10 protein-coding genes and 1 tRNA gene are annotated in these 12,081 nt (G+C 70.4%); 2 read left to right on the plus strand and 9 right to left on the minus strand.

From position 1 onward, the window contains the following. Positions 1 to 111 precede the first annotated feature (111 nt). Positions 112 to 1,467 carry a serine/threonine-protein kinase gene (locus ACZ67Q_RS16810; RefSeq protein ID WP_471182256.1) on the plus strand — a complete coding sequence of 452 codons (1,356 nt, stop codon included), beginning with the start codon at positions 112 to 114 and terminating at the stop codon, positions 1,465 to 1,467. On the opposite strand, the gene ACZ67Q_RS16815 is transcribed toward ACZ67Q_RS16810, so the two are convergent. Then, complete coding sequence (locus ACZ67Q_RS16815) at positions 1,431 to 2,726, minus strand: hypothetical protein (RefSeq protein ID WP_471182257.1); 1,296 nt, start codon at positions 2,724 to 2,726, stop codon at positions 1,431 to 1,433. The genes ACZ67Q_RS16810 and ACZ67Q_RS16815 overlap by 37 nt on opposite strands. A gap of 155 nt (positions 2,727 to 2,881) precedes the next feature. Then, entirely contained in the window at positions 2,882 to 3,010 is a 129-nt protein-coding gene (locus ACZ67Q_RS16820; RefSeq protein WP_003999697.1) for a DLW-39 family protein, read from the minus strand. Between the two features lie 390 nt (positions 3,011 to 3,400). On the opposite strand from ACZ67Q_RS16820, the gene ACZ67Q_RS16825 reads away from it, so the two are divergent. Beyond that, entirely contained in the window at positions 3,401 to 3,787 is a 387-nt protein-coding gene (locus tag ACZ67Q_RS16825; RefSeq protein WP_471182259.1) for a DUF6344 domain-containing protein, read from the plus strand. Positions 3,788 to 3,931: 144 nt separating this feature from the next. On the opposite strand, the gene ACZ67Q_RS16830 is transcribed toward ACZ67Q_RS16825, so the two are convergent. From ACZ67Q_RS16830 to recF, 7 genes are all read right to left on the minus strand, one after another. Continuing rightward, positions 3,932 to 4,123, minus strand: a complete 192-nt coding sequence (locus ACZ67Q_RS16830) for a hypothetical protein (protein WP_471182261.1) — start codon at positions 4,121 to 4,123, stop codon at positions 3,932 to 3,934. A gap of 220 nt (positions 4,124 to 4,343) precedes the next feature. Beyond that, a tRNA-Ile gene (locus tag ACZ67Q_RS16835) sits at positions 4,344 to 4,417 on the minus strand. 90 nt (positions 4,418 to 4,507) lie between these two features. Next, positions 4,508 to 5,203 (minus strand): DUF3566 domain-containing protein, encoded by a 696-nt coding sequence (locus ACZ67Q_RS16840; RefSeq protein WP_471182263.1) that lies wholly within the window; start codon positions 5,201 to 5,203, stop codon positions 4,508 to 4,510. A gap of 17 nt (positions 5,204 to 5,220) precedes the next feature. Beyond that, positions 5,221 to 7,815, minus strand: coding sequence for a DNA gyrase subunit A (gene gyrA, locus ACZ67Q_RS16845; RefSeq protein WP_471182266.1), 2,595 nt, complete (start codon positions 7,813 to 7,815; stop codon positions 5,221 to 5,223). Positions 7,816 to 7,857: 42 nt separating this feature from the next. After that, entirely contained in the window at positions 7,858 to 9,918 is a 2,061-nt protein-coding gene (gene gyrB, locus ACZ67Q_RS16850) for a DNA topoisomerase (ATP-hydrolyzing) subunit B (RefSeq protein WP_471182268.1), read from the minus strand. A gap of 500 nt (positions 9,919 to 10,418) precedes the next feature. After that, complete coding sequence (locus ACZ67Q_RS16855; RefSeq protein WP_471182270.1) at positions 10,419 to 10,958, minus strand: DciA family protein; 540 nt, start codon at positions 10,956 to 10,958, stop codon at positions 10,419 to 10,421. Continuing rightward, positions 10,955 to 12,076 carry a DNA replication/repair protein RecF gene (gene recF, locus ACZ67Q_RS16860; protein WP_471182272.1) on the minus strand — a complete coding sequence of 374 codons (1,122 nt, stop codon included), beginning with the start codon at positions 12,074 to 12,076 and terminating at the stop codon, positions 10,955 to 10,957. The genes ACZ67Q_RS16855 and recF overlap by 4 nt, the downstream gene beginning before the upstream one ends. Positions 12,077 to 12,081: the final 5 nt, after the last annotated feature.

Below are 12,081 nucleotides of genomic sequence, written 5' to 3' on the forward strand. Positions count from 1 at the left end.
TTCGGCGGCCGGTCACGGAGAGAGTGCGCCGGGCGGTCGCCGAGGGTGTTCTGCGGCCGCTCGCGGGGGATGCAACGGGGGTGACCCGAGGGGGAGGAGCGGCGCGCAGCGATGGGTGAGGTCTTCGCCGGGCGGTACGAGCTGGTCGATCCGATCGGACGCGGCGGCGTCGGCGCCGTATGGCGGGTCTGGGACCACCGTCGTCGCCGCTACGCGGCCGCCAAGGTGCTCCAGCAGCGCGACGCGCACGCGCTGCTGCGGTTCGTGCGGGAGCAGGCGCTGCGGATCGATCATCCGCACGTGCTGGCGCCCACCAGCTGGGCAGCCGACGACGACCAGGTCCTGTTCACCATGGACCTGGTCACGGGCGGCTCACTGGTCCATCTCGTCGGCGACTACGGCCCCCTCCCCCCGGCCTTCGTCTGCACGCTGCTCGACCAGCTGCTGTCGGGTCTGGCCGCGGTGCACGCCGAGGGGGTCGTCCACCGGGACGTCAAGCCGGCCAACATCCTGCTGGAAGCCACCGGCACCGGCCGGCCCCGGCTGCGCCTGTCGGACTTCGGCATCGCGATGCGGCTGGGCGAGCCGCGGCTGACCGAGACGAACCTCGTGGTGGGGACGCCCGGTTACCTCGCGCCCGAGCAGCTGCTGGGCGCCGAGCCGGACTTCCCGGCCGATCTGTTCGCCGTCGGTCTGGTGGCGCTGTATCTGCTGGAGGGCGCCAAGCCGGACGCCAAGGCGCTCGTGGAGTACTTCACCGACCACGGCACCCCCGGCGCGCCCAAGGGCGTTCCCGAGCCGCTCTGGCAGGTCGTGGCCGCGCTGCTGCAGCCCGACCCGCAGGCACGTTTCCGCACGGCGACGGGGGCGCGCAAGGCGCTGGCGGCGGCCGTCGAGCTCCTGCCGGAGCCGGGGCCCGACGACGAGCTGATCGAGATCTTCGACCAAGTCGGCCCCCTGCCACCGGGGTTCGGACCGCACGGCCCGCTCGAGGGCCGCCCGCTCGACGGCCGTTCGCTCGAGGGCCGCCCGCTCGTCGATCCGCGGGACGTGACCGTCGTACCGCCGAATGCCGCGCGCGCCGTGTTCCGGGAGCAGACCGTCTCCCAGGAGCAGGCCATGTCCCGGGAACAGACGCTGTCCCGGGGACAGCCCGTCTCATGGGAGCAGGCCGCCCCAGACGCGCAGGCAGCCTCAGGGGCGCACGCCGTCTCAGGGAAGCAGCACGTCGACGCGCCCACCGTCGACACGCCCACCCACGTCCTGCCCGTCGTCCGGTACCGCGCCGACCCCGCCACCGCGTCGTACACCACACAGGAACCGCGGACGTCCCACAGGGCTGTGGACACCGCGGCCCCGTCTCGGCGCCGCCGGCGCCCCGGGCCGCCCGCTCGGGTCGCCGTACCGATGCTGCTGCTCGCCCTCGTCTGCTACGCCGTCGGGTTCTGGGCGCTGGCCCGCGTCTGACCGGCCCGGCGCCGCGCCAGCACCGTCCAGCCGCCGAGCACCGCCAGCAGCAGGGTGCCGCTGCCGATGCCGCCCACGGCGACGGCCCTGAGCACGGTGTCACCTGACGTACCGCCGCCCCCGGCCCCGCCCGTGGCCCCGAAGACGTCCCCCGGTGACGGCCGGCCCGCGTAGTCCGGCCCCGCCTGCGGCTCCCCGTCCACGCGCACCCGCAGCGTCAGCGGCAGCGCTCCCGGGCCGAGCCGGTCGGCCACGCGCGCCGCCAGGTGCACCACCAGGTAGTACGACCCGGCGAACCGCATCGCGCCGACCGCGTCCCGCACGGAGTACCGGTTGCGGTAGGCGACCGGGGGCACGGGCGGCAGGGCCGCCGACTTCTGCGCGCCGTCGTAGCCCACGCCGACGTCCGTGACATGCCCGCGCACCGGGTTGAACAGCGCCAGCTCCAGGGCGCCGACGGTGTAGCCGCCCCGCTCGGCGGTGCTGCCCAGCTCGGCGGTGGCGGACAGCCGCTGCCCCCAGTCCACGGGCACCTTGTAGTAGAGGGTCTGCCCGGGGCGTACGGCGGTCTGCCAGACGCCCTCGGCGACGAGCGGCGCCGTGGCGAAGCCGGCGCCGGCCGGGCGGCTCGCCGGGGTTCCCGACGGGGGTGCGGCGGACGCCGAGTTCCAGGCCTCGGGGGCGCTGGTGGGGCCGGGCCGGGCGAGGGGCGGCTCGGTGGCGGCGGTCAGCTCCAGCGCCCACGGCTGCGGCGAGGACGCCGTGGCGGCGGACCGGCCGGCACGCTCCACGACGACGTAGTAGGCCCCGGCGCCGCGGCACGCCGACCGGCCGGAGGTGCCGGTCTCCCGTGCGCCCCAGGCCGTCACGGGACGCGGGCTGCGGGACGCGCCGAACAACTCCGTGTCATAGGAGCAGGAGCGCCCGTCGGCGTCCTGGACGGACACCTTCAGGCCGTCGGAGGCGGAGACCTCGGCGCTTGCCGGTGGGACGGCTGTGGCGGAGACGTACGCGTTCGACGTGCCGTCCAGGTCGATCCTGAAGTAGACCGGGCCCTTGCCGGTCAGGGTGGAGCGGTAGCTGTGCCCCGGCGCCATGCCGGCGGCCTCCCCGGTGCCCTGCGCGGCGGCGACGGTACGGGCGCCGGGGTCGTAGGCGTAGGAGCCCGGTACCGGAGTGCCGGTCGCCGCCTGAACGGGTGGGGCCGTCGCCAGCCCTATGCCCAGGACCAGCAGCGCAGCCCCCGTACGCCCTCCCATACGCGCCCTCTCACCGTTCCGCAACCGGACCGTGCCCATCCTGCCCCGGCAGTCCCGTGCGCATCCGGGGTATCGCGCAATTCCGGCCGCCCCCGACAGCACAAAACCCCGACCGCTCGGGCGGCCGGGGTCTGCTGAATTCGGTGTCGGGGTGGTCAGGAACCCGTGGGCACGGAGTCGGTCGCCTCCGTCCACAGGTCCTGCTCAGCGCGATCCGCCTGAATCTGGCGGTACACGAGGAGCCCGCCGATGGCGGCCAGTGCGACCAGGAGCAGCTTCTTCACCGCGCAACCTCGTCTTTCGTTGACGTAAGGGACCTCTGGCGCCCGACTATACACACCGGCCGATACCGATCGGTGACCTGCGTCGGGGCACCAACTGGCCATACGAAGCGGCGCGATGGAAGCGGATCTCGCCAGTCCGATGCGGCCCGCCGATGCGGCCCTCTTTGCGGCCCGTCGCCCCGCCGTTCCGCCGTCCCGTCCCGCCCCTACCACCGTTCCCACCGCGGCGCTCGTCGAGGCCCCGCACCGGGCCACACGCGGTCGGTACGTCCATCCGAGTGGTGTTCATCGGAACATCGACGCGCCACGGGCGTCGGTCCACCACTTCGCGATCCGCATACACATCATGAGGAAAGTACGCAAATCGCCCAACCCGAAAGTGAGGGGATCATGACTCAGAACCAGGTCAAGCAGCTGTGGACGGTCATCGTGACCGCCTTCCTCGCGCTGTTCACGGCGCTCGGACTCGTCACCACGACCGCCGCCGCGGCGGTACCGCAGAGCGAGGCGCCGCGCAACAGCAGCAGCGACGACGCGGCGACCGCCCCCGAGGCGGCGGCACCGCCACTGTCCACCTGGTCCTGGCTCCACGCCCGGTCCCTTCCCCCGACGATGAAGCAGCGCATCCGGGCCGAGGCCCACGGCAAGTCCCCCAGCTGCCGCCACCGGCCGCTCGACGACACGGCGACGACCGACGAACACTGCGACAGCGCCGACACCCCGGAACGGGCCGCCATCCCCGCACAGCAGCGCCCCATGATCCCCCTGCAGCGCTGACAGCGCCGCGCACGGCGCCCACGCCGTGCTCCTACCAGCACCTTTGACGTGACGGCGATTCGCGTACAACCGCACGCGCAGCACCGGCCCGGCCGCTCGCAAGAGCCGCCGGGCCTCGCCGCGTGTACCCCCCGGACCGGGACGTCAGTGGTGCCGGTACTGGTCGGTCATGTTCGGCGCCTGGCCGTGCAGCGTGATGGCGTTGAACGACACCCGGTCGCTGTGGGCCTGGAGCCGGCGGTCCTGCTCGATGCGCAGCCCCTCCGCGTTCTGCGTACCGCCGTTGCGCCGCCGCAGCAACACGACGACCAAGGCGACGACGACAGCGGTGAGCAAGCCGAAGAAAACACCTATCGCGACCACACGCCCCCCAGGTGACACCCCATGTGACCTGCCATGCAGAAGACCCCCGATCCTACCCGGACCGGGGTTCCTCGTCTGCGGCGAGTGCTGAAGACGGTGGGCATGCTCACCGAGCTTCTGGAACTTATCGGCTGGTGTCGGCCGTGAATGTCGAAGACCCCCAGCCGATACGACTGGGGGTCCTCGTGTCCGGTGGGGCTAACAGGATTTGAACCTGTGGCCTCATCCTTATCAGGGATGCGCTCTAACCAACTGAGCTATAGCCCCGCCGCGCTCTGCGGTGTATGTCCCGCGCGCTGACTCCTGAAGATTAGCGCACGAGGGGCGCAGTCCCAAAATCGGTTGTCCGGGACCTGCTCACTCGTCCTCGGCGAGCGTCAGCTCGACGCCGCCGACGAAGCCCGCGGAGAGGTTGTAGATGAACGCGCCGAGGGTCGCGAGCGCCGTCGCGAGGACCACGTCGATGACCGCGATGATCGTCGCGAACATCAACACATGGGGGAGGGACAGGAAGGACTGCAGGTCGAAGCCGTTCGACTCGTTGGAGCCGGTCGCCTCGGAGATCGTGCCGCCGACCGTGGAGAACACGCCCATCGCGTCCATCACCATCCACAGCACCGCGGCGGCCACGACCGTGCAGATGCCGAGCGCGATGGAGAGCAGGAAGCTGACCTTCATCACCGACCAGGGGTCGGCCTTGGCCACCCGCAGCCGTGCCTTGCGCACCCGGGGCGTCGTGCGGACTCCGGTGCGCGGGCGCCGTACGGCGTCCGACTGGTAGGCCTGCGGCGGGTGGTAGGGGTCGCCGCTCTGCTGCCCCTGCCGCTCGTCGGGCAGCGGCGAGGCCGGCTGCTGACCTCGGGTGTCCGTCACGGTTCCCCCCTGGGATCCCTGGGTGTCGGAAGAGGGCGCGCCCTTGGCGGGCGCCTTGATCGCCTGGAGGTTGGTGGTCTGCGGGTCGTTCGCAGGTGAGACATGCGCGGCGGAGCCACGGCCGCCGCCGTCCGTTCCCGTACTGGTACCGGTCGGTCCGGCGCCCGTGGCTCCGCTCACGATGCTCACTCCTCGTGCTACTCGGCCGAGGGCGACTCACCCTCGTCCGTGCCGGTGGTCACGGCGTCCTCGGCGGTCTCGTCCACGGCCACGTCGCCGTCGACTTCCTCCGCCTCGCGCCCCGCCTCGGCGTTACGGGCGATGCCGACCACGGCATCGCGCTTGCCCAGATTGATCAGTTGGACGCCCATGGTGTCACGGCCCGTCTCCCTGATCTCGTTGACTCGCGTACGAATCACACCGCCCGAGAGGGTGATGGCGAGGATCTCGTCGGTCTCCTCGACCACCAGCGCGCCGACCAGCGAACCGCGGTCCTCCACGATCTTGGCGGCCTTGATGCCGAGGCCGCCGCGGCCCTGGACGCGGTACTCGTCGACGCGGGTCCGCTTCGCGTACCCACCGTCAGTGGCAGTGAACACGAACGTACCGGGTCGCACCACATTCATCGAGAGCAGTTCGTCCCCGTCACGGAAACTCATGCCCTTGACGCCCGAGGTGGCACGGCCCATCGGACGCAGTGTGTCGTCCGACGCGGTGAACCTGATCGACTGCGCCTTCTTGCTGATCAGCAGCAGGTCGTCGTCGGCCGAGACCAGCTCCGCGCCGATCAGCTCGTCGTCGCCGCCCTCCTCGCGCTCACGGAGGTTGATGGCGATGACACCGCCCGAGCGCGGGGAGTCGTAGTCCTTCAGCGGCGTCTTCTTCACCAGGCCGGACTTGGTGGCCAGCACCAGGTACGGCACCGCCTCGTAGTCGCGGATGGCGAGGATCTCGGCGATCGCCTCGTCCGGCTGGAAGGCCAGCAGGTTCGCCACGTGCTGACCGCGCGCGTCCCGGCCGGCCTCGGGCAGCTCGTAGCCCTTGATGCGGTAGACGCGGCCCTTGTTCGTGAAGAACAGCAGCCAGTGGTGTGTGGTGGAGACGAAGAAGTGGTCGACGATGTCGTCTTCCTTCAGCTTCGTGCCCCGCACGCCCTTGCCGCCGCGCCTCTGCGCCCGGTAGTCGTCGGTCTTGGTCCGCTTGATGTAGCCGCCGCGGGTGACCGTGACGACGATGTCCTCTTCGGCGATCAGGTCCTCGATGGACATGTCGCCCTCGTAGGGGATCAGCTTCGTCTTGCGGTCGTCGCCGTACTTCTCGACGATCGCGGCCAGTTCCTCGCTGACGATGCCGCGCTGACGGACCGGCGAGGCGAGGATCGCGTTGTACTCGGTGATCTTCGCCTGTAGCTCGTCGTGCTCCTGGACGATCTTCTGCCGCTCCAGTGCCGCCAGGCGCCGCAGCTGCATCTCGAGGATCGCGTTCGCCTGGATCTCGTCGATCTCCAGGAGGTCCATCAGGCCGTGGCGGGCGACGTCGACGGTGTCACTGCGCCGGATCAGCGCGATGACCTCGTCGATCGCGTCGAGCGCCTTGAGCAGACCGCGCAGGATGTGCGCGCGCTCCTCCGCCTTGCGCAGCCGGAAGCGCGTACGGCGGACGATGACCTCGATCTGGTGCGTCACCCAGTGGCGGATGAACGCGTCCAGCGACAGCGTGCGCGGTACGCCGTCGACCAGCGCGAGCATGTTCGCGCCGAAGTTCGTCTGCAGGTCGGTGTGCTTGTACAGGTTGTTCAGGACGACCTTGGCGACCGCGTCCCGCTTCAGCACGATGACCAGGCGCTGGCCGGTGCGCGAGGACGTCTCGTCGCGGACGTCGGCGATGCCGCCGATCTTGCCGTCCTTCACCAGGTCGGCGATCTTCTGCGCAAGGTTGTCCGGGTTCACCTGGTACGGCAGCTCGGTGACCACCAGGCACTGCCGGTTCTGAATCTCCTCGACCTCGATCACCGCGCGCATGGTGATCGAACCGCGGCCGGTGCGGTAGGCCTCCTCGATGCCCTTGCGGCCCACGACGAGCGCGCCGGTCGGGAAGTCGGGGCCCTTGATGCGCTCGATCAGCGCGTCCAGCAGCTCCTCGTGCGAGGCCTCGGGGTTCTCCAGGTACCACTGGGCGCCGGCGGCGACCTCGCGCAGGTTGTGCGGCGGGATGTTGGTCGCCATGCCGACCGCGATCCCGGCCGAGCCGTTGATCAGCAGGTTCGGGAAGCGGGAGGGCAGGACGGTCGGTTCCTGGGAACGGCCGTCGTAGTTGTCCGTGAAGTCGACGGTCTCCTCATCGATGTCGCGGACCATCTCCATCGACAGCGGCGCCATCTTGCACTCGGTGTAGCGCATCGCCGCGGCCGGGTCGTTGCCCGGGGAGCCGAAGTTGCCGTTGGAGTCCACCAGCGGCATCCGCATCGACCACGGCTGGGCGAGGCGCACCAGGGCGTCGTAGATCGAGGAGTCACCGTGCGGGTGGTAGTTGCCCATGACGTCGCCGACGACGCGGGCGCACTTGTAGAAGCCGCGCTCGGGGCGGTAGCCGCCGTCGTACATCGCGTACAGCACGCGGCGGTGGACGGGCTTGAGGCCGTCCCGGACGTCGGGCAGCGCACGCGAGACGATGACGGACATCGCGTAGTCGAGGTAGGAGCGCTGCATCTCCGTCTCGAGCCCGACGGGCTCGACACGCTGGGCGATGACGCCGTCACCTTCGGGGGTGACGGGGGTGTTCTCGTCGGCCATTGCTGGTGAAGATCCTTTCTGCGGCGGTCAGCTGAGACCGACTCAGATGTCGAGGAAGCGGACGTCCTTGGCGTTGCGCTGGATGAACTGGCGGCGTGCCTCGACGTCCTCGCCCATCAGGACCGAGAACAGCTCGTCGGCCTGGGCGGCGTCGTCGAGGGTGACCTGGCCGAGGACGCGGTGCTCCTGGTCCATGGTGGTCACGCGCAGCTCCTCGGCGTTCATCTCGCCGAGACCCTTGAAGCGCTGGATCGAGTCCTCGCGCACGCGCTTGCCGCGCTGGCGGCCCAGCTCCAGCAGGGCGTCGCGCTCGCGGTCGGAGTAGGCGTACTCGATGTCGTCCTTGCCCCACTTGATCTTGTAGAGCGGCGGGCGGGACAGGAACACGTGCCCGGCCTCGACCAGCGGCCGCATGAAGCGGAACAGGAAGGTCAGCAGCAGCGTGTTGATGTGCTGGCCGTCGACATCGGCGTCCGCCATCAGGATGATCTTGTGATAGCGGAGCTTCTCGATGTCGAAGTCCTCGTGCACACCCGTGCCGAAGGCGGAGATCAGCGCCTGGATCTCCTGGTTCTGCAGGATCTTGTCGATCCGCGCCTTCTCGACGTTGAGGATCTTGCCGCGGATCGGGAGGATCGCCTGGTACTCCGGGTTGCGGCCGGACTTGGCCGAGCCGCCGGCGGAGTCACCCTCGACGATGAAGATCTCGCACTTGGTGGGGTCGTTCGACTGGCAGTCGGAGAGCTTGCCGGGCAGGGACGCCGTCTCCAGCAGGCCCTTGCGGCGGGTCAGGTCACGGGCCTTGCGCGCGGCCACGCGCGCGGTGGCGGCCTGGATACCCTTGCGGATGATGTCCGCGGCCTCGTTCGGGTTGCGGTCGAGCCAGTCGGTGAGGTGCTCGTAGACCGCCTTCTGCACGAAGGTCTTCGCCTCCGTGTTGCCCAGCTTGGTCTTGGTCTGGCCCTCGAACTGCGGCTCGCTCAGCTTGACCGAGATGATCGCGGTCAGGCCCTCGCGGATGTCGTCACCGGTGAGGTTGTCGTCCTTCTCACGCAGCAGCTTCTTGTCGCGCGCGTACTTGTTGATCAGGGACGTCAGCGCGGCGCGGAAGCCCTCTTCGTGGGCACCGCCCTCGTGGGTGTGGATGATGTTCGCGAAGGAGTACACACCCTCGCTGTAGCCGCTGTTCCACTGCATCGCGACCTCGAGGGACAGGCTCTTGTCCTTGTCCTCGGCCTCCAGGTCGATGACGGTGGGGTGGACCACCTCGCCCTTGCGGGCGTTGAGGTACTTCACGAAGTCGACGATGCCGCCCTCGTAGTGGTACGTGACGGTCTTCGCCTCGTCCTTCTCGTCGGCGCCCGCCTCGTCCGCCCCGGCGGTGGCCTTCGCCGACTCGCGCTCGTCGGTGAGCTTGATCGTCAGGCCCTTGTTGAGGAACGCCATCTCCTGGAAACGCCGCGACAGCGTCTCGAAGGAGTACTCCGTGGTCTCGAAGATGTCCGGGTCGGCCCAGAAGGTGACCGAGGTGCCGGTCTCCTGCGTCGCCTCGTGCTGGGCCAGCGGCGCCGTCGGGACGCCCATCTTGTAGTCCTGCGTCCAGCGGTGCCCGTCGGTCCTGACCTCGACGGAGACCTTGCTCGACAGGGCGTTCACGACGGACACGCCCACGCCGTGCAGACCACCGGAGACCGCGTAACCGCCGCCGCCGAACTTGCCGCCCGCGTGCAGGACCGTCAGCACGACCTCGACGGCGGGCTTGCCCTCGGAGGGCACGATGCCCACCGGGATGCCGCGGCCGTTGTCGACGACGCGCACTCCGCCGTCGGGGAGGATCGTCACGTCGATCGTGTCCGCGTGGCCGGCCAGCGCCTCGTCGACGGAGTTGTCGACGACCTCGTACACGAGGTGGTGCAGTCCGCGCTCGCCGGTCGAGCCGATGTACATGCCGGGTCGCTTGCGGACCGCGTCCAGACCCTCGAGGACGGTGATGGCGCTGGCGTCGTACGAGGCCGTGACCTCACCGCTCGAGGTGCTCGCCGCGTTGTCCGCGCCGGCGTCGGTGGACGGGATGTTCTCGTTGGGGTTGCCGGAATCGGCCACGAAGCGCCCTTTCTGGCACAGCACAAGCCAGGCTCCTGGGGGGTCCCCCTGTGGAGGAGGGTTGCCGGAGCGGCTGCGGCATGGTGCGTTGGTAAGCCTTGATCAGCGTTGCTCAGCGTTTCCCGGACGGTCCCCGGGTTTGGGGCGGGATCGGCTTCCAGTCTACCGGTAGCACTGACATCGATGGGGGTTTGCCGGTACCTGAGTCCCGATGTGGCGCCCTGAACCGGCCTCTTCCGACTCCCGATATACGGAAGGGGGCTCCAAGAGGCTCACAGCGGCACTCAGCGCCTCGGGCTGTCAACCCTTTGCTACTCGCGAGTCAGGTGCCGTTTCGTACGTTTATGCGGCGATTTTGTGTGTCTTGCCGTGCACGCGTGCGTGCGTTCCGTACGCGGGGGTGGGCAGCACCGCGCGCGACCCGGCGCGCACGCGCGTAGAGGTGTGGATTCGGTGTGACGTCCCTCACTCGGGCACGCCGACGCGGTCTGCGGCCGCGCTCAGCCGTAGGTGTCGCCCGGCCCGGCGCTGCCGGGGGCACGCAGGGGGCCGTAGCGGCGCACGGGGCCGCCCGGGCCCAGCACCTTGATCATGCGGACCGCGCCGTGTCCCAGGTCCTCGTTGAGCCGCGCGACCAGCGTCGGCGCGAGCAGCCGGAGGTTGGTCGCCCAGGCCGTGGAGTCGCAGCGCACCACCAGCACGCGCTCGTCCTCGTCGTACTTCTCCGGCACGCAGTGCTTGGCCACGTCCTCGCCGACGATCTGCGGCCAGCGGCCCATGACACCGCCCACCGCGGCCGGCGTCTCCCAGCCCCGCTCGGTGATCAGCCGGTTGATGGCCGCACCGAGCGCCATCGGGTCGCGTCCGTCCGCGCGCGCTCCGGAGCGCAGGCCACCACGGCGCGCCTGCTTCTTCTGCTGCGCCGCGTCGCCACGCGCGCGCGCGGCCTCCTTCGCGGCCCGGAGCGCCACGCGCGCGAGGTCGACACCGGAAGGCTCCGGCGCCTTCTTCGGCTGGTTCTCCGGCTGCTGTGCGGTCATACGCGCGTCACCTCGCCGTCCGCCACCGCGTACCGCGCTCCGCTGAGCACGTGCGGTACGTCGTCGTCGACCGCCGCCGTCACGAGCACCTGCTCGCCGGGCGCCACCAGTTCCGCCAACCGCTCCCGGCGGCGGGCGTCCAGCTCGGCGAAGACGTCGTCGAGGACGAGCACCGGCTCGTTGCCCTCGGCGCGCAGCAGGTCGTAGGAGGCCAGGCGCAGGGCGAGGGCGTAGGACCAGGACTCGCCGTGCGAGGCGTAGCCCTTGGCGGGCAGCTGGCCGAGCTTGAGCATCAGGTCGTCGCGGTGCGGGCCGACGAGGGTGACGCCCCGTTCGATCTCCTGCTTGCGGACGTCCGCGAGCGCCGCCATGAGCTGTGCGTAGAGATCCTCACGCGCGTGTGCCTCGCCGGGCGCGGACGGCTTGTACTCCAGACCGATCGGTCCGCCGCCCGGGGCCAGCTGCTCGTACGCCTTGTCGGCCAGCGGCTGGAGCGCGGCGATCAGGTCGAGGCGCTGGGCGAGCAGTTCGGCGCCGGCGCGCGCGAGGTGCTGGTCCCACACGTCGAGCGTGGACAGGTCCATGGCGCGGCCGCCGTGCCGGCGGGCCAGCGCGGCCGTCTTGAGCAGGGTGTTGCGCTGTTTCAGCACGCGCTCGTAGTCGGAGCGCACGCCCGCCATGCGCGGGGAGCGCGCGGTGATCAGCTCGTCCAGGAACCGCCGCCGCTCCCCCGGATCGCCCTTGACCAGGGCGAGGTCCTCCGGCGCGAACATCACGGTCCGCACGATGCCGAGGATGTCCCGGGGCTTCACCTGCGAGGACCGGTTGATGCGGGCGCGGTTGGCCTTGCCGGGGTTCAGCTCCAGCTCGATCAGCTGCTGCCGCTCACCCTGCCGTACCTGGGCGCGTACGACGGCCCGCTCGGCGCCCATGCGTACGAGCGGGGCGTCGGAGGCGACGCGGTGGCTGCCGAGGGTGGCGAGGTAGCCCACCGCTTCCACCAGGTTGGTCTTGCCCTGCCCGTTGGGGCCGACGAACGCGGTGACGCCGGCCTCCAGCGGGACCTCGGCCCGGGGATAGGAGCGGAAGTCGGCCAGCGACAGATGCGTGACGTGCATGGTCG

Source organism: Streptomyces sp. NPDC036813, assembly GCF_055609245.1.